The sequence below is a fragment of the Alienimonas californiensis genome (genome assembly GCF_007743815.1).
Lineage (GTDB): Bacteria > Planctomycetota > Planctomycetia > Planctomycetales > Planctomycetaceae > Alienimonas > Alienimonas californiensis.
This window is the reverse complement of record NZ_CP036265.1, coordinates 3471390-3489283: the sequence shown is the minus strand read 5'-3', so window position 1 is coordinate 3489283 and position 17894 is coordinate 3471390. Positions and strand designations below refer to the sequence as shown.

The 17894-nt window shown below is 68.1% G+C and carries 16 protein-coding genes; 7 read left to right on the top strand and 9 right to left on the bottom strand.

Annotated features, from left to right (window positions below; all coding sequences use genetic code 11):
- Positions 1 to 43: 43 nt before the first annotated feature.
- Positions 44 to 1681, bottom strand: a complete 1638-nt coding sequence (locus tag CA12_RS13705; protein ID WP_207621996.1) for a bifunctional metallophosphatase/5'-nucleotidase — start codon at positions 1679 to 1681, stop codon at positions 44 to 46.
- A gap of 153 nt (positions 1682 to 1834) precedes the next feature.
- The gene (locus tag CA12_RS13700) at positions 1835 to 3409 is read right to left on the bottom strand and encodes an MBL fold metallo-hydrolase (RefSeq protein WP_165700755.1); all 1575 of its coding nucleotides are present in this window, start codon (positions 3407 to 3409) and stop codon (positions 1835 to 1837) included.
- A 241-nt stretch (positions 3410 to 3650) separates the two neighbouring features.
- On the opposite strand from CA12_RS13700, the gene CA12_RS13695 reads away from it, so the two are divergent.
- From CA12_RS13695 to CA12_RS13665, 7 genes are all read left to right on the top strand, one after another.
- Positions 3651 to 4313, top strand: coding sequence for an ArsR/SmtB family transcription factor (locus tag CA12_RS13695; protein WP_145359581.1), 663 nt, complete (start codon positions 3651 to 3653; stop codon positions 4311 to 4313).
- Between the two features lie 268 nt (positions 4314 to 4581).
- Positions 4582 to 5043, top strand: coding sequence for a YgaP family membrane protein (locus CA12_RS13690; protein ID WP_207621995.1), 462 nt, complete (start codon positions 4582 to 4584; stop codon positions 5041 to 5043).
- A 54-nt stretch (positions 5044 to 5097) separates the two neighbouring features.
- Entirely contained in the window at positions 5098 to 5439 is a 342-nt protein-coding gene (locus tag CA12_RS13685) for a hypothetical protein (protein WP_145359579.1), read from the top strand.
- A gap of 38 nt (positions 5440 to 5477) precedes the next feature.
- Positions 5478 to 5963, top strand: coding sequence for a DUF2243 domain-containing protein (locus CA12_RS13680; protein ID WP_242687910.1), 486 nt, complete (start codon positions 5478 to 5480; stop codon positions 5961 to 5963).
- The gene (locus tag CA12_RS13675; RefSeq protein WP_145359574.1) at positions 5960 to 6508 is read left to right on the top strand and encodes a YeeE/YedE thiosulfate transporter family protein; all 549 of its coding nucleotides are present in this window, start codon (positions 5960 to 5962) and stop codon (positions 6506 to 6508) included. Before CA12_RS13680 ends, CA12_RS13675 begins: the two co-directional genes overlap by 4 nt.
- Positions 6501 to 7085: a DUF6691 family protein gene (locus CA12_RS13670; protein ID WP_145359571.1), complete on the top strand. Its 585-nt coding sequence runs from the start codon at positions 6501 to 6503 to the stop codon at positions 7083 to 7085. Before CA12_RS13675 ends, CA12_RS13670 begins: the two co-directional genes overlap by 8 nt.
- A 105-nt stretch (positions 7086 to 7190) precedes the next feature.
- Positions 7191 to 7763, top strand: coding sequence for a DsrE family protein (locus tag CA12_RS13665; RefSeq protein WP_145359568.1), 573 nt, complete (start codon positions 7191 to 7193; stop codon positions 7761 to 7763).
- Here the strand turns inward: CA12_RS13665 and CA12_RS13660 are convergent.
- From CA12_RS13660 to CA12_RS13630, 7 genes are all read right to left on the bottom strand, one after another.
- Positions 7753 to 9417 carry a bifunctional metallophosphatase/5'-nucleotidase gene (locus tag CA12_RS13660; RefSeq protein ID WP_145359565.1) on the bottom strand — a complete coding sequence of 555 codons (1665 nt, stop codon included), beginning with the start codon at positions 9415 to 9417 and terminating at the stop codon, positions 7753 to 7755. The genes CA12_RS13665 and CA12_RS13660 overlap by 11 nt on opposite strands.
- A 149-nt stretch (positions 9418 to 9566) precedes the next feature.
- On the bottom strand, positions 9567 to 10964 hold the full coding sequence (locus tag CA12_RS13655) for an MBL fold metallo-hydrolase (protein WP_145359562.1): 1398 nt from the start codon (positions 10962 to 10964) through the stop codon (positions 9567 to 9569).
- Positions 10964 to 11425: a beta-lactamase hydrolase domain-containing protein gene (locus tag CA12_RS13650; RefSeq protein ID WP_145359560.1), complete on the bottom strand. Its 462-nt coding sequence runs from the start codon at positions 11423 to 11425 to the stop codon at positions 10964 to 10966. The genes CA12_RS13655 and CA12_RS13650 overlap by 1 nt, the downstream gene beginning before the upstream one ends.
- Positions 11426 to 11880: 455 nt before the next feature.
- Positions 11881 to 12528: a VIT1/CCC1 transporter family protein gene (locus CA12_RS13645; protein ID WP_145359557.1), complete on the bottom strand. Its 648-nt coding sequence runs from the start codon at positions 12526 to 12528 to the stop codon at positions 11881 to 11883.
- Between the two features lie 224 nt (positions 12529 to 12752).
- Entirely contained in the window at positions 12753 to 13580 is an 828-nt protein-coding gene (locus CA12_RS13640) for an alpha/beta fold hydrolase (protein ID WP_145359555.1), read from the bottom strand.
- Positions 13577 to 14482 carry a halocarboxylic acid dehydrogenase DehI family protein gene (locus tag CA12_RS13635; protein WP_207621993.1) on the bottom strand — a complete coding sequence of 302 codons (906 nt, stop codon included), beginning with the start codon at positions 14480 to 14482 and terminating at the stop codon, positions 13577 to 13579. Before CA12_RS13635 ends, CA12_RS13640 begins: the two co-directional genes overlap by 4 nt.
- A gap of 608 nt (positions 14483 to 15090) precedes the next feature.
- Complete coding sequence (locus CA12_RS13630; protein ID WP_165700753.1) at positions 15091 to 17778, bottom strand: sulfatase-like hydrolase/transferase; 2688 nt, start codon at positions 17776 to 17778, stop codon at positions 15091 to 15093.
- Between the last annotated feature and the right edge of the window lie 116 nt (positions 17779 to 17894).

Sequence of the window (17894 nt, the reverse complement as noted above, 5' to 3'; positions counted from 1 at the left end):
TTGGTGGGTTCAGAAACCGGGGGACGTGAACGATCGCGGCGGATTAACGGGGGGCGTTCTGTTCCGGCCCCTGCTCGCCGTCGGCGAGGGCGCGGAATTTCGGGTTCAGGAACTGGCTGCGGAGGACGTCCGGCCGGATGACGCAGTGCAGCGGCGGCTCGCCGGTCTCCGTGACGGGGGAGCTTCGTTTGAGGAGATTTCTGACGGCGTCATGGGTAGTCGCGTCCTCGATGCGGACGTTGCGGCACTGTTTGACGCGGTGGATCTGGTCCTCCGGCTGCCCGTCGCGGGCCCCGGCGGCGATTTTATAAACGCGGTCCTCCTCCAGCGGCTCGCCGTCAACGGCGATTCCGATCAGCCGTTCGCCGGCCGGGCCCGTGCTGTTGAAGTCCACGTGCACGTTGGTGCTGGGCCGGGCCAGCCAGCCGCCGAACAGGCGATCCGGGTCGGCGGAGAACACGTTCTCGAACTCGCTCTCCCAGTACGCTTTTAATTGCGCCCCGGTCGCCCCGCCGAGTTTCAGCGGGAGCGGGGTCGGCAGCCAATTCCAGAGGTCGCCCTCGGTGACGGGACCGGGGGCGGTCGGGGGGGCGAAGCGGTAGCCGTTGCTCAGCCCGATCTCCGCGTCGGCCTCCTCGCGGATCGCGTCGGCGATCATCCGGTCCAGGGGGGAGCTCATCACGTTGTACCGCTCCAGCCAGACCCCCGTGCGGCCGATCTCGCGGTCCATGCGGTCGCGGTGCGGGGCGAGTTCCTCCTCGACGATCGCCTTGACTTCCGGGTCCTCCGGATAGTTCTCCGCCCTCAACTCGAGCAGTTCCCAGCGGCGGTCGACGATCTTGCCGTCCCGCACCGACAGGTCCAGCACGCCCATCAGCGATCCGAACGCCCCCGCTTCGACAACCCACGTCTCGCCCCGCACGATCGGTTCGTAGGTGCGTTCGTGGGTGTCCGAGGAAAGCAGCACGTCCACCCCCCGCAGGGTCTCCGCCAGTTCGACGGACTTCATCAATCCGATATGGGTGACGAGGACCAAGACGTCGACCGGTCCGCCCTCCACGCCTTCGCCGGAGTTCAGTTTGTCGATCGCCGGCTGCAGGACCTCTTCTCCGCGAAAGGAGAGGCCGCGGCTCATATAGGGCGGCTGACGGGTGGGCACGTCCGGATCGGTGAAGCCGATCAGACCCACGCGGACGCCGTTGATCTCTTGCACCCGATACGGCTCGAACGCCAGTTCGCCGGTCGCGGCGTCGTAGATGTTCGCGGACAGCAGCGGGTAGTTGAGTTGTTCCGACAGTTCGACCAGCCGGTCGGCGCCGTAGGCGACGGCCCAGTTGCCGGGGATCGCGTAATCAATGCCGAGGGCGTTCATCGGCCGAACCATCACGCCGCCTTCGGTCCAGGCCCCGGGGCCGGAGCCTTGAAAGGTGTCGCCGCCGTCGATCCGCAGGAGGTGCGGCCGCGTTTCGGCGAGCCGGCCGAAGGCAGTTTTAATCCGGCTCAGTCCGCCGGCGCCGCGGACCCGTTCATCGGTCCGCTCGTTCCAGAACAACTCCGGGTGCGGTTCGAGTTGGGCATGAATGTCGTTGACGTAGGCGATCGACAACGTGCGGACGCGGTCGGAGTCGCGCTCGGCGTCAGCCGCGGGGGCGGCCGGTGCGACGAACAGGATTGGGGCCATGATCGTCGCGCGGACAGCGAGTTGTGGAAATGAAAACATAACGGCTCCATGAACGCCCCGTGCGGGACGTTGAAGAAGGGGACAGAGCGGGAGCGGCGTCGCCGGGACGACGCTCGGCGGCAATGCAGATCGAGAGAACTCAGTGCCGGCCGATTAAGCGGACCGGCGGGTCGTGTCGGAGGGTTTGCCCGGCGACCGCGGCGTCTGGACCGGCAGGCCCGCGGCGGTCCACGCGTCCCACGAGCCGGGCACGGTGCGGGCGTCGAACCCGTTCTGCCGCAGCAGGCTCGCGCCGAGCGTGGCCCGATAGCCGTTGCCGCAATACACGACGACCGGCTTGGAGCGGTCCAGTTCGTTCAGCCGCTTCGGCAGTTCGGGGAGGAAAATATATTTCGCCCCCTTCACGTGCCCCATATCCCATTCGGAGGGCTGGCGGACGTCCAGCAGTTGCATGGCGTCGGTCGGAAACGTCTCGTGCACCTCGCGGACGGACATCGTTTGAAACGAGTCGAACGGCCGGCCGGACTTCACCCATGCGGTCATGCCGCCTTTCAGGAAGCCCTGGACTTCGGTGAGGTCCACGCGGGCCAGCCAGTCCCGCGGCCCCTCGGCGTCCGCGGTCTCCGGCACGACCAGGGCGATCGGCTTGTCGTAATCCAGCGTCCAGCCGCCCCAGAGGCTCATGACTTCGTTATAGCCCAGGTCGGTCGCCCCGCGGATGTGGCCGCCGGCGTAGCCGAACATGAGCTGCGTATCGACCAGTTGTACGTCGCCGCCGGCGATGAGTTTCTCGAACGCTGCCGGGGCCAGCGCCTCCGGGGCCGGGCGGTCGCCGAGGACCTTCGGCCCCGCCGCGTTGACCTGCTTCATCCGCGGCCAGTAGTACGGGATCGGCGGTTGGGCGGCGAGCAGGGCCTCGACGAAGTCCGCCTGATCCTCGATCCGCCAGTATGGATTGGCGTCCCGTTCCCGGCCGAGCGTCGGCGTGCCTTTCGGCTTCTGGATGTTCGCCCCGCACGGAGAGCCCGGGCCGTGAGCCGGATGGATCGGCAGGGCGTCCGGCAGGTCGGCATAAGCGGTCCGCACGGACTGGTAGAGCTTCTGCGCCAGCCCCTCAGTATTCTTCACCCCCATCAGGTCCGGCCGGCCGATCGACCCGATGAACAGGAAGTCCCCCGTGAACAGCGACCACGGCCGGTCTTCTTTCTTCGTCGAGGCGACGTAGGACAGGTGCTCGGGGGTATGGCCCGGGGTGTGGATGGCCCGCAGTCGAATAGAGCCCACGTTCAACGTGTCGCCGTCTTTGAGCTTACGGTCGACGGGGAACCCGTAGGCGGCGCCGCCCTCGACGCTGGCGGCGATCTTGGCGGTTCCTGTGCGGTCGGCCAGTTCGCGGGCGCCGGAGACGAAGTCGGCGTGGACGTGCGTTTCGATTGCCAGCGTGATCGTCACGCCGTGCTCCTCGGCGAGCTTCAGGTACGCCGCCACGTCGCGGCGGGGGTCGATCACCGCGGCGACGCCGGCCCGCGTATCCGCCAAAAAGTAGGAGTAGTGGGAGAGCCCGCCGCTTTCGACGACCTCCAACACGACGCCGTCCGGCGTCTCTCCCCTGGCGGGGCGGCCGGTTTCGCCGGCCCGAACCACGCGTGCGGCGTGCGGCAGGAACGCGACGCCGAGGCCGAGGGCCCCGGCGTGGCCGAGGAGTTCGCGGCGGGTGACGAGCGACATCGAGACGTCTCCAAATGACTGGACGGGACGAAAGCAGTCGCGGCGACGGCGTTCGTCCCGCGACGTCCCCATCATCGGCCCAAACTGCAATCAGTCAATAGGTTGTTTGACAGTTTGTCAAAGAGGGGCAACGGGCTATCATGAGGTGAGGCCGACGCCGATCCCGCCGAGGCTTCCCAGTTCCTTGCTGCCGTCGGGGCCGCGGCCGTCGCGATCCCGGACCTTCACCGCCCCCTCATTGATGTCCGCAGATCCCGAACCCGCTCCGCCGCCGCAGGCCCGGATTTACGAGCAACTCGCCGGCGTGGGGCACGCGCTGAGCAACGCCCACCGGCTGAAGATGCTCAATCTGTTGGCTCACGGGGAGAAGACCGTCGGGGAACTCGCCGAGGCCACTGGGCAAACCACCGCCGCGGCCAGCGCTAACGTCCGTCTACTGCGGAACGCGAACCTGGTGACCGCCCGCAAGCAGGGCCGCACCGTCCACTGCCGGCTGACCGACGAGAAGGTCGGCGAGCTCTGGCTGCGGCTGCGGGATTTGGGCGAGGTCGTGCTGCCTGAGGTGCGGGAGACGATGCGGGAGGAGTTCGACGACGCCGCGTCGATCTCCGAGCGGGAGTTGTTCGAGCAGATCGAAGGCGGCGGCGTCACGCTGTTGGACCTCCGCCCCGAGGAGGAATATGCCGCCGGCCACCTGCCTGCGGCCCGCAGCGTGCCGTTCGAGGTTCTCGGTCAGTCGGAGCCGGACCTTCCCCGTTCCGGGCCGCTGTACGTGTACTGCCGCGGCCCGTTCTGCGCCCGCGCCGTCGCGGGCAACCGCCTACTGCAGAAAGCGACACGAGCCTCTCAGCGGCTGCGGTTCAGCGTCCCGGAGTGGCGGGCCGCCGGCCTGCCGGTGGAATGACGCCGACGCCTCCGCGGCGCCGTTCGCTGACTGACGGCCGACTTTCCATAGGTCCGGTCTTCAACTGCGCGGCGGTCGATCAGCGGGGCCGTTGATCAGACAGCAGCGGGACAGATCCGGTCAGTGCGCCACCAAATTCTTTGGACGAAGAACGAGCGGGGCTGAGCGGCGCCGCATTTGCGACACCTTTTCATTAGACGAGATGCGGAGCCGATCCGGCTTCACGTCAAAAATCTTCGAACCACACCCACTGAACGAAAGCGACGCCATGCTTCCCCCGACCAGCCGCCGAGTGCCGGAACATACGATGGAGGAGGTCAACCAGCGAATTCAGCGGGAGATGGAAGAACGCGTCGCCCGTTACCGCGACGCCTCGCCCGAAGAGATTGACCACCGACTGCGAGAGCTGGATCACGAGTGGGATACGGAGCGGACGCTGGAGGCGAACGCCGCCACGCTCGCGTTCACCGGCAGCGCGCTGGCGTTAACGTCGGATCGGCGGTGGGCCTGGCTGCCGTTGGTCGTCACCGGCTTTCTGTTCCAGCATGCCCTTCAAGGCTGGTGCCCGCCGTTGCCGATCATTCGCCGACTCGGCTTCCGCACGATCCACGAGATCGATCGGGAGCGGCAGGCGCTAAGAGCCCTGCGAGGCGGCTTCCGCCGTTCGGCCCCGAGTGCCCCCCGGAGCGATGTGGCCGAAGAACGATTCGCCGGGGCGGCGGCTCGCTGAGCCAGGACGTCGAACCGAGGATCGATGGACTTGTCTATGAACCGGGAGCCGTTCATGTTTCGCCGCTATTTCTGCGGGGCGACGTCAGTGTTGGGGCTGGCAGTAAGCCCCGCCGCTGCGGTCGCCTGTCCCTACTGCGATTCAGAGGTCGGCAAACAGGTTTGGGCTGGGATCTTCAACGACGATTTCTGGCTCAACGGCGTCCTGACGACGCTGCCGATTCCGGTCCTGTTGCTGATCGTCGGCATGATCCACTTCGGTCTCCCGTGGGCAGGAGACCGGACTCCTCCGGGGGCGGAAGAGGGGCAGGCCCCTGCCCCAATCTCTCCCGGATCTGAGAGAGTGCCTCTCGAGTCCGAGCATGTCACTCAAAAACCCGAGGAGAACGTCAAATGAACCCCCGTGACCGGCGCCCGTTGATCTCGTCGGCGACGATGATCGGCATTGGAATGGGCGGATTTGTGGACGGCATCCTGTTTCACCAGTTGATGCAGCTCCACAATATGCTTTCCGCCAAGTTCCCCGTGAGCGGCGCCGTTGAGCCTTCGACGCTGGCGGTGAACCTCGAGATTAACATGTTCTGGGACGGGCTGTTCCACGCCTTCTGCTGGATCATGACCGCCGTCGGGCTCGGCATGCTCTGGCACGCCGTTCGTCGGCCCGACGTACCGCTTTCCACGCGAACGTTCGTCGGTTCGCTCACCCTCGGCTGGGGGATCTTCAACCTCGTGGAGGGGGTGATCGATCACCACATTCTGCAGGTCCATCACGTAGTTGAGACGACGGATCACCTCGTCTGGGATCTGACCTTCCTCGGTGCCGGCCTGCTGCTGATTCTGCTGGGCGGCTGGCTGATCTGGTCCGACCGCAGCGAGGCGCCCACCGGTTCCGCACGCCGCACTCTCGGAGACGCGAGATGAGTAACCCGCTGACGAAAACTGCGTGGTCCCCGTATCTCGTCGGCGCGGGCATCGGCATCTTAAGTTGGTTCGCCTTCGCCACGGCCAATCACCCGCTCGGGATTACCTCGGCCTTCGAGAACACCGCCGCCCTCGCGGGACAGGCGGTCGCGCCCTCCCTGGAGAAGTCGCACCCGTATTATGTGGAGAAAGCCGAGCAGGGCGAGTCGCCCAAGATCGGTTGGGAATGGATGCTCGTGCTCGGCGTATTCGTTGGGGCGCTGCTGAGTTCGCTGTTCTCAGGCGACCGCACAGATCTCAAGGTGCCGCCGCTCTGGCGGTCCCGGTTCGGCAACGGGACGGCGAAGCGGTTGGTCGTCGCCTTCCTCGGCGGGGCGGTGATGATGTTCGGGGCCCGGCTCGCTCAAGGCTGCACGAGCGGCCACGGGATCAGCGGGACCCTGCAATTCGCGGCGTCGAGTTGGCTGTTCGTCGTGGCAATGTTCGCCGCGGCGGTCGCCACGGCCTTCCTGCTCTACGGTCGAGAAGGAGCGAAGAATGTTTGAAGAACCGATAAGGCTCGGCCTGGGCCTGCTCACCGGCATCGTCTTCGGGTTCCTGCTCCAAAAGGGGCGGGTCGCCAAGTACCACGTAATCCTCGGCCAATTATTGCTGAAGGACTGGACCGTGGTGAAGATTATGGGCACCGCCGTCGTCGTCGGCTCGGTGGGGGTCTTCGCCCTCGTCGACAACAACCAGACGTCGCTGCACATTAAGCCGCTCCTGCTCGGCGGCGTGCTCGTCGGGGCCGTGCTGTTCGGGGCGGGCATGGCTGTACTCGGCTACTGCCCCGGCACGAGCGTCGCCGCCTGCGGCGAGGGGCGGCGGGACGCGATGGTCGGCGTCCTCGGGATGCTCGTCGGGGCGGGTCTCTTCGTGGCCCTGTACTCGCCGCTGCAATCGCTGACCAAGATGTGGGGCGATCACGGGAAGCTCACGCTCCCCGAGTTGTTTGGCGTCTCTCCGTGGCTGCTTGTCGCCGGCCTCGTGGCCGCGGGCCTGCTCGTCGTCTGGTTCGTGGAATCCCGCCCCCGTCGTCGAGAACCGCTGGAAACGCCGGGTACGCGCCACGCCGCCGGGTGATCTGAGCGGTCATGAACCTCCACAGTAATTCGCACCGTCCTCAGGCTCTCGCCTGATCCTGAAGCGTTCCCCTCCACCGCCAATTTCTCACGCAGGAGCACACGGATGAAGACCCTTATGACCCTCGGCCTTCCGACCCTCGTGGCGGCGGCGCTCGTCGCTGACCCGACGGGCACGCCCGAGTTCGAATATCCGCTGATCAAGGGGCACGGCGGGATCGTCGTGCTGCCCGAGGCCGCCCAGCAGCCTAAGAAGAGTTCCAAAGTGGTGCTCGACATCACCTCCGACGAGAAGTCGGGCGGCGTGATCAAGGGGTTTGATCGGGCGGCGCTCATCTTGAACCAGTACACACAAGCGGGGGCGGGAACCGACGACGGACTCAAGATGGCGCTCATCCTCCACGGCCCGGCGACGCAGGCGGCGCTCCGGGACGACGCCTACGTCAAGCGTTCCAAGCCCTACGCTCAAGCACAGGGGCCTTCGTCCAACCCGAACCTCGACGTCATCCAAAAACTCAGAAAGGAGGGGGTCGAAATTTACGTTTGCGGCCAGGCGCTGGCTCACCACGGGTTCGCGACGGACGAAGTCGCCCCGGAGGTTACGGTCGCGGTGTCCGCCGCCACGGTGAATATCAACCTGCAAATGGACGGCTACGCCTACCTCCCCTTTATGGACTGACTCTGGGATTGTCGTTCGGAGCGGGAATCAATGTGCAGGCCCCGCCGGCGTCGGGGGCGGAAACGACGCCGGCGGCGCGCAGACGGCGCTCAACGAGTTCGTTCACGCGGACGTCCGGCTCCGCCAGCCGCTTCGCGGTCGCGACGGCCTGATACCGGTGCACGCCGCCCGCGGGGCCGGAGTGGGTGGCGATGCGGTAGCTCGCCCCCGGTTCGACGGGGCGGCCGGCGATCGTCACGTCGCTCACGCGTGCCCCGATCGGCTTCGTCAAGTCGATCCGCCAGCCGATGCCGGGGGTTTGAACGACCCCGCCGACCTTCAGGTGCGGTTCGGGCGGGTTCTGGTTGAAGGCGCTTTGGGCGAGCGTCTCGAGCACGGCCTGACCGCCCATCTCGACGACGACGGCCTTCGCGGGATGGGGCAGCAGGGTGTAGAGCCGCTCGCGGGTCACGTCGCCCTTCGGCAGCGAGACGCCGTAGCCGACCCCCGGCAGGATCGCGGCCTGGCAGTCGAACTCCTCCATCAGTATGCGGCCGACGAGGTGGTCGAACGGACTGGGCGACGCGTATTGCCGACCGATCCGGTCGGACGTGCGGCCGACAACCTCCTCCAGTGCGTCCCGGTGCGGCGAGCGGAGCTCTTCGACGAGGGCGGCGATCTCCGCGTCCTCCTCGAACCGGTCGGCCCACAGCGGCTCGTAGTCGGCGCGGTCGAGGGCGACCTTCCCGGCGGGCGAAACCCGCAGTCGCACGTCGGCCAGTACGAGCCCGTCGGAGAGCGCTTGGACCGTCGGCACGCCGTTCACGCGTCGCGGCGGCCGGGGCCAATCGTGCGAGTGGGCCGCGAGGATCAGGTCGATGCCCGGAACCTCCTGTGCGAGTTTCGCGTCCATCGGCGGGCCCTGGTGCGACACGACCACGACCGCGTCGGCTCGCTCGCGGAGTCGCGGCACGAGTTTGCGGGCGGCCTCCACCCCGTCGCCGAACGCCAGCCCCTCGATCAGCTTGTCCGAGGCGGTCCACGGCGTGTTGTGATAGCCGAGAGCGAGCGTCGCGACCCGCACCCCGCCGGCGTCGAAAATCTTGTACGGCTCGCCGAGGAACGGCTTCCCGGACTGCGTCACGTTCGCCGCCCGCATCGGGAACTCGGCGAGTCGTTGCAGCGACCGCGTGTGTTCGACGCCGTAATCGAAGTCGTGATTGCCGAGGGCCATGAAATCGAAGCCGACGGCGTTCATCAGGCGAACGACAGCCTCGCCCCCGGTGAGGTTGCCGAGCAGGTCGTCGCTGAACGTGTCCCCGCCGTGGAGCAACAGGACCGGTTCGTCGGGGCGGCGAGACCGAACGCGCTTCGCCGCCGTGGCGAGCCGGGCGAAGCCGCCGATCACGCCGCTGCGCTCGAACTCGACCCAATCGCGACCGGGGTCGCCGGTCTGAGAGGTGGCGTCGCCCGGTTCGACGGCGAGGCCCGTGTGACGGCCGTGCGAATCGTTGACGTACAGCAGCGTGACGTAACGGTCCCGCCGCGGTCGGGCCGCCGCCCCGGAGGCCGCCGGCGCCGGCATTGCAGCGCCGGCGACGGCGAGCGGGGCCTGGGCGGCCGCCGCGGACAAGGCGGCGAGGAACCGGCGACGCGCCTGCGACGTGTTCGGCACAGGACTGATCCTTGGTGAGGTGGCAGCGGTCTCGGCAACCCGGGCGGCGTCACAACCAGCCGTTGGAAAGGCTCGCCCGCGACGCCGCCGATGCGACGACGCCGCAGGCGAGTCCCCCGCCCCGCCGGGAGGCGGGACGGGTCCGCGGCTTATTCGCCGCCCTCGACGGGCAGATCCTGCTTTTTCCAGGCGCCCCAGCTGCCGGGGACGTTGATCACTTCGGCGAAGCCGCCGCGTTTCAGCAGGCTGGCGGCGATGCTGGCCCGGTAGCCGCTTCCGCAATAGCAGGCGACGGGACGGTCCTTATCGAGGTCCGGCAGGCTGCCGTCCCGCATCTCGCCGACGTAGAAATGCGTCGCCCCGGGCACGCGGCCGGAGCCCCACTCGCCGTCGCTGCGGACGTCGAGCGGCTGCACGTCGCCCCGGCGTTCGTTCAGTTCCTTCACGGTCAGCTCGCGGACCTTCGCCAGCGGCAGGCCGCTGTTGTTCCACGCGGTCATGCCGCCGGCGAGGTAGCCGGCGAAGCGGGTGAAGCCGACGCGGTAGATCAGCGTGACGAGCTCCGGGATCAGCCCGTCGTCGTAGGCGATGAGTAGGAGCGGGCGGTCCGGGTCGAGCATATCGCCGGCCCAGACGCTCAGTTCGTCCCGGTCGCCGATGTTGATCGCCCCGGGGACGTGACCGCCTCCGAAGGCGAGCATGTCGCGGGTGTCGAGCAACTGCACGTCGCCGTCCTCGCTCCGCTGCCGGAACGCCTTCACGGACAGCGGCGGGCAGGCCGGGCCGCGGGCGAGGTCGTGCGGCTGAAGGTTCACCTTCTTCAGCCGCGGGTAGTGGGCCGGCACCGGCGGGGCGCCCTCTTTGATAAACTTCAGGAAGGCGTCCTCGTCGTCGATGTCGAGGGCTTCGTTCTCCCGCTTCTCCCGGCCGATCGTCGTGACCGGCCGATCGCCGATGTCGGCGCCGCAGGCGCTGCCGGCGCCGTGACCGGGGTACACCAGCACGCCGTCGTCGAGGTTGCGGTAGTAGTCGCGCATCGTGCGGAACAGCTTCCTGGCCAGTTCCTCAGTCTCCTCCTCGCCGAGCAGGTCCGGCCGGCCGAGGCTGCCGACGAACAGCGAGTCGCCGCTGAACACGCCCCACGGGTTGTCGACGTCGTCGCCGTCCGCCACCTCGTAGGCCAGGTGCTCCGGCGTGTGGCCGGGCGTGTGGCGGGCGGTCAACGTGACGTCGCCGAAGGTCAGTCGGTCGCCGTCCCGCAGGCGGCGCACGTCGTACCCGTAGTCGGGGTCCTCCTCGCCGCTGACGCAGACCGTGATCTCCCCGCCGAGTCGGGACTTCAACGCCCGGCTGCCGCTCAGGAAGTCGGCGTGGATATGGGTTTCGATCGCGTGGGTGATCGACAGCCCGTGTCGCTCGGCGAGTTCGAGGTAGACGCCGCAGTCCGGTCGCGGGTCGATCACCGCGGCCGTCCCGGCACCGGAGTCGCCGATCAGGTAGGAGAGTTGGGCGATCCCCGGGGTGTTGATCTGTTCAAGAACGAGCATCACGCGCCCTCCTTTCCGGTGCGGGCGTCGACGTAGTTCTTCACCATGTCCTCCAGTTCCGGCTGGTCGCACTCGAATCCCATCTCCTCGGCCTGCTTCAGCGTCTCGTCGCCGCTCATGCCGCGTTCGACGGCGACGTGCATCATCACCATCGCCCCGGCCCGCTTGCCGCTTTTGCAGTGGGCGAAGACGGGCTTGGGCAGGTCGGCGTATTTTTCGCGGAACCGGTCCACCAGATCCGGCCCCATGGAGTCCATCGAAACCGGGACGTTGAGGTACTCCAGTCCCTCCGCCCGCACCTTATCGCCTTCGGCGGACGGGGAGAGCGGCTGGTCCTCCTCGCCGTCGGTGCGGAAGTTCACGACGGTTTTGAAGCCGTCGCCGGCGAGTTCGCGGAGTTCCGCCTCGCTCGGCTGCGGGCCGACCGTGACGTCGTCGCTGATCTTCATGGCGTTTTGCATGGGGAACCTTCAGGAGGAGTGGGGAAAGGAACGCGCCGCCGCCGCCCGACATTCCGAGCGGCGGTCCGACAATCCCGCCGGTCGGAATCCAGGTCGCGGCGGCGGTCATCCCGCATCCCGGACAGCGCTTGGTTCCCGATGGAGTCGGGAGCCCAGGCCGTCGCACAACTCGATGCGGGATTCAGCGGACTGTCAGCAAGGAAGGCTAACCCGTCGGAGCATTCCGATATTCGGGGCCGACGAACCCTCACGCGTGGGGCGATCTCGCAGGGCCTTGGTGCCGCTTCCGTGCTCGAGGGAAGTCGCAGCGGGCCGCTGCGACGGGGCGGCGGGGAGCTTTATTCCCTCTCACAGCGCGTCGTCCGGAGGCAACTGCGTGACGCCACCGGAGATTGGGGGTGCGGGGTCGGCACGCGCGGCACTGGGAACGCGGGCCCCCGCTGCGCCGCCTTCACTCACGCCAGTCCGGCCAGCAGCGCCCCGCAGTAGTAGGCCAACGCCGCCGCCGCCCCGCCGATTGCCAGCGACTCTAGCCCAGCCAGCCACCAGCGGGTGCGGACGAACAACGCCTTGCCGGCGCCGATGCCGAAGAACGTCGCCGCGGTCAATCCGGCGCTGAGCGGGGCTGGGTTCCTGCCGGCGACGGGGCCCAAGGCGTATGGCAGGACGGGGCCCAAGGCGTATGGCAGCAGGGGAACCGCCCCCGCGGCGGCGAACGCGACGAAGGTGACCAGCGCGGCCCGCAGCGGATTCGGCGTGTCGGCGACGGGCGTCTTGGCGACCGGAGACTCGGTTGCGGCGGGACCGGCTTCGTCCGCCGGTTCGTCCGTCGCCGGGCGCTCGGCTTCACTCCGCCGCTGTCGTTCCGCTTTCGTCGAGAGATAGTTGCCCGCGGCCATGCTGAAGCCGTCGCCCACCAGGTTCGCCACGCCGAGGATCAGCACGATTCGCGGCGACAGCCCCGCGCCCTCCACGCCGGAGACCACCGCGAACGTCGTCACCGTGCCGTCCGTGGCGCCGTAGACGGCGTCGCGGAGGTAGCGGCCCGAGGTGGCGAACCGGGGCGACGCGGGCGGCCTTTCGTCACGTGCGGGAGTCGGCAAGTTCCAGCGTCGGCAGGTTCGAGATTGCGGCGGCGGTCATCCCTCCTCCGGTACAGCGCTGCTCCATGAAAGCGTCGGGGGCCTAAGCCGTCGTAAAGCCCGATGCTGGCTTTAACGGATTGCGAACCACGAACGTTAACCCGTCGGGGCGTTCCAATGTTCGCGGCAACCAAGCCGCTGAACGTGAGGTCGGGCTCGTCCGGCGGGAGGGTCGGCGGTCTCGATCAGGCGTCGAGGAAGGCGGCGACCTGCTCGGCGACGATCTCCGGCTGGTCCCACATCACGAAGTGCCGCGCGTCGGAGATCGGAACCAACCGCGCCCCCGGCACGTCGTCTGCCAGCCGCTCCGCGTATTTCGGGAGCTGGAACGTGTCGTCCTCGCCCCAGAGGATCAGCGTCGCCGCGTCGATCCCCGGGAGCAGCGGGGTCAGTTCGGTCGTCAGGTTCGTGTTCAGGGCCGCGGCGTCGCGGATCAGGCTGAGCTTGCCGACCTCCGTCCGGTACGGGGCGATCAGGCCGTCGAGCAACTCGGGCTCGGGCGAGGAGGCCAGTCCCCCCTTGAGCATCTGCCTGAGCAGCGCGTGCGTCGTCGAGGCCGACGCTTTGCGGTACGCCCCCGGGTGACCGAACTGGAGCATCGCCTCGATCGGCCAGGAGTCGTAACAGACCGAGTTCATCAGGCAGAGGCGCTCGACGCGGTGCGGGAAGAGCGTCGCCAGCCGCAGGGCGACGCCGCCGCCGATGTCGTGGGCGACGATCGCCGCCGAATCGAGACCCAGGGCATCCATCCAGGCGTCGATCGCCTCCGCCTGGCGGGCGATGGAGCGGTCGAAGCCGTCCCGCCGGTCGGAGAACCCGAAGCCGAGCAGGTCGGGCGCGAGCGCCCGGCGCCGCCCGGCGAGCTCCGGCAGCAGGCCGTGCCAGAGGTAGCTCCAGGTCGGGATGCCGTGCAGCAGCACGACGGGCGGCCCGTCCCCCTCGTCGACGTAGCTGACGAACCGGTCCCCCAGTTCCGTCAGCCGCTGTCGGTTCTGCCACTCCCGCCAGTTCATCGGGGGCTCCTGCTCTGCGGGGGCCGGGGGGCGGCGGGGTACGGTGACACGCGCAGTTCCTCCGGCGACCGCCAGTCCTGCGAAAACAGGGCGACGTTGAGAATCAGCCCCGGCAGGAGGCGTTCGAACGTCTCCGTCTTCTCGAGGAGCGCGTCCGGGTCGGCGCCGGCCTCGCGGACCCCCTCGGCCGAGAGCGGGACCGGCAGCGGGAGGTCCGCCGCGAGCCGGCGGGACGTCGCCCGGAGTTCGTCGGCGGCGGCGGCGTACTCCGGCCGCGCGACGATCGGCTTGAGCCGCTCCCAGGCGGCGGCGAGGTAGTCCGGCCAGAGGGCGAGCGTCCGGTAGTCGCTGTTGACGCTCGGCAGGTCGAGCGTCGCCTTCAGGTCCGCGAAGAGCTCCTGCAGCCGCTCGTCGTCCGGCTCCTCGTCGACCATCTCCATCGGGAGCATGGCCGCCGGCTCCCCCCGTTCGATCCGCTCCGGCGGGTCGCCCGCCGCGGCGCCGCCGACCCTCTCCCCGGCGAGGGCCAGGCGGGCGGCGGAGACCAGCACCAATAATTTCGGGTTCACGTAGTGGTAGAGCGCCAGCGACCGCGACAGTTGCCAGCCCTGGCTCTCCCCCAACCCGCAGGCGCCGCGGGCTCCGAGCGGGCCGAGCGGCGTCGCCGCCCGGACCGCGGCGGTCCGGACCGCGTCGGCGGCGTCCTCGAACGCCCGCGTCTCCAGGTTCGGGCGGAGGGCGTCCCACGCGACCGGCAGGAACCCCTCGTACCCGGCCCAGGTGCGGAACAGCAGGTTCACCCCCCGGACCCGCAACGACTGGCGGATTTCGTGGTAGACCCGTTCCACCTCCCCCCGGGCTTCGTACTCGTCCACCGGCTGCGGTCGACCGATCCCGAACACTACCGATTCCTCCTTCCCGGTCGCACTGCGGATGCGTCGAGGCGCGGCTCGACGCCGCGGGTCCGCGGCATGCGGACGGCCGCGACGATTACCCTACACGGCTCCGCCGACCGTGCAAGAGGACGTCCCCGCCTGCAAAATGCGGACCCGCGGCCGCCGAACAAGCCGTTCCTCGAGCGCGTCCTTCAGGGTTGCACAAGCCTCGCGGACTCAAAGCCCCGCGGTGTGCAGTTGAGATTGAGGTGAATCGCCGCTGATGGGGCGGCTCCCATCTCTAAAGACGGCCGCTTCGATCATCGAAACACTGCACGACCCCGATACCAACCTGGCGGGATTCGTCGTCGCCAATCGGGTCGCTCGCGACAACGTGAAGCGGGGGGCCGCGGGACTGTCTGCGGCGATCGACCGTCATGGGAATCCCGCGTGCTGGAACGGATCGCAGACGCTCGCGTATGAACCGTTCAACGCTCCTCTGATTCCAGCCTCAATTCCCATCCACTCGCGGCCCGTTCTCGCTGCGTCGCCCCTCGAACTCCGTTCCTTCACGGTCGGGAAGTCGCCCTGCGCCTCGCAGAACATGACCGGCGCTCGTTCGGCGGGAGCGATTCTCAGTTTGAGGGAGGGCCTTCCGCGACAAGGGCGGCCAGGCGCCGTAGTTCCTCATCGGCGTTGAGAAGATAGTCTTGCTGGGCGAGGTAGGCCTCGGCGCGTTCTTTCGTCAGACGGCGGAACTCCGGATCGTTCCGGCTCGCCTCCGCAGCCGACTTCTTCCGAGCGTTAATCTCCTCATCGCTGACGTACAGCTGCGGATACGCCGCTTCCAGCCGGTCCTGCGCCTGCTGAGAGTTGTTCATCAAAGCGAGCAGTTCGGCATTCTCGGCGAACTGCCCGCGCAGTCGGCCGAGCGCGGCTTTTTGCCGATCGTTCGGCAGGGCCTCCAACTCCGGTTGGCGGGCGATCAGCCATGCGTCGATCGCCCGGTCCGCGCGATGGGTGGCGAACAGCGCTTCCTTATAAATGGGATCCTCGTTCAGCAGGCGCTTCCGTTCGTTTTGAACAGCTTCTTTATACTCCTTGTGGGAACGGAAGGCGTCGGGAAAGCGTTCCTTCCGCTCGGCGTCCAGCTCGTCGACCCGCCGGACGAGATCCCGGTAGGTTTCGTCGCGTTGATAAAACCATTCGTGAGCGTTCGTGCTGCGGATGTCGAACTGCTCGCGCAGCGACTTCTCGACCGGGAACCGGCCGGCGGCGGCCCCGACCGTCCCGCGGCCGGCGGGGGGCTGTTGTGCGGCCGCGGACCAGATCTGCACGTTGTCGAACCGGGCGGCGTGCTCGTCGACCTGCAGAGCGAAGTACTCGCGCGTGCGATCAATGATGGGGTGCTGCGCGTGCACCAGATGCTCGTGATCGAGGTGGGCGATCGCTTCGTCGCCGAGGAATTCGACGGTCATCGTGTACCAGCGGTCCGGGTCGAATTTGTAGGCGCACTCGCCGTGCCGGTAGGAGAAGTACGGCGCCGACCGGTCCTGAGCCGTTTGCAGAAAAAAATGGTCGGGCCGCACATGCAACACGGTGTTGTAGTGGCCCCCGCTGCCGGTCATCAGCCGCACGTCCTCGGCGGCGCCGAGGCGGAAGTCGAACCGGATCACCGCGTCCCGGTACTCCGCGTCGCGGAGGAAGATCCGGGTGTCGGGCGACCCGGTGGCGAGTCGCTTGAGGACGCCGTCCTCCGCTGCCCAGTCCGCGTTGTACCACAACCGCTCGCTGAGCTGCCCGGGGTGGAAATGCTCCGCAAAATAGAGCTGTCGCGGCTCAGCGAGCAGAGGCGGCGAGGGGGTGCGGGCGCCCACGGCCCCGCGCCACGCGGCCAACTGCACCCGCAACCGATCCGCCTCCGCCGGGCGCTTTGCCGCGAGGTTCGTCGTCTCGCCCGGGTCCTCCTCCAGCGAGAACAGTTGCGCCTCGCCGGAGTCGAACCGCTCGATCAGCTTCCACTCGCCGACCCGGATCGCCCCGGCGGAGACGCCGCCGAGAAAATGCGGCTCGTCGAGCGGGTAGTGCCAATACAGCGCCTCCCGCGGGATCGCCGCCGCCGGATCCTTCCACGTTTTTAACACGGAGACGCCGTCCAGTTCTTGGGCCGGGTCCGGGTCGATCCCCGCGGCCTCGAGCAGCGTGGGGTAGTAGTCCACGTTCTGGGTCGGCCGGTCGCATACGGCGCCGGCCGGGACGGTCCCCGGCCAACGCACGATCAGCGGCACGCGGATGCCGCCTTCGTAAAGCTCGCTCTTGCCGCCGCGGAGCGGGGCGTTCGAGGTCACGTTCGTTTCGCCGCCGTTATCGCTCGTGAAGATAAAGATCGTGTTTTCCGCGAGGCCCAATTCCGTCAGCTTCGCCTCGATCAATCCGACGCCGTCGTCGATCGACTCCACCATCGCCGCGAGGTGCGGGTTGTGGTCGACGGCCCAGTGGCCGCCCGGGTCCCCCCCGCCGAGGCGCGCGTCCTCGCACAGGTGGCAGCGCTCCCGCCCGGACGGCCCCGGCGCGTGCTTCGCGCGATACTTCTCCACCAAATCCGGCCGTCCGTTCAGGATCGTGTGCGGGGCGTAATGACTGAGGTAGAGGAAGAACGGCTCGTCGCGATGTCGCTCGATAAACTCGACGGCTTCGAGGTTCAGCCGGTCGGTGAGGTATTCATTCTCGCCGAGGCGGTTGTTCGGCAAGTCGATCCACCGCATCGGCTGATCGCGGAAGACGTAGGGCCAGAAGTTCGCCCCGTTGCCGACCCCCTTCACCTCGCCGGCGAGGTCCTCGTCGAACCCGTGGTCCGCCGGCGTCACCTCGTGCTCCGCCCCGTGGGCGGCGTAGCCGGACAGGTGCCATTTGCCGATCTTCCCGGACACGTACCCGCGCCGGCCCAACATCTCGGACAGGGTGACGTGAGACGTCGACAGCGCATTGGCCGAATTCGGCCGCAGATAATCGAGGATCCCGATGCGTGCCGGGTGCTGCCCCGTCAATAGCGCCGCCCGATACGGCGAGCAGACCGGCGCCGCGGCGTAGGCGTGGGTGAACCGCATCCCCTCGGCGGCGAGTCGATCGAGATGCGGCGTCTCATGAAAGTCGTTCCCGTAGCAGCCCAGTTCTGACCAGCCGAGATCGTCGGCGAGCACGAACACGACGTTGGGCGGACGGTCGGCCTGCGGGCCGGCGCTCGCGGCTGAACACGTCAGCAGGAACAGACTGACCGCGAACCGCGACGCCGCGGGGATCGTACGCTTCAATTCGCGGGTCACCGTGCGGTCTCGCTGCGGGTGTTGAAAGGGAAAAGAGGTCCGCCCCCCAACCGTCGCGGGAGATGTCGCTGACGTTAAACGCCCGAAGGATCGAACGCTCGCTCGAGCGGATCGCA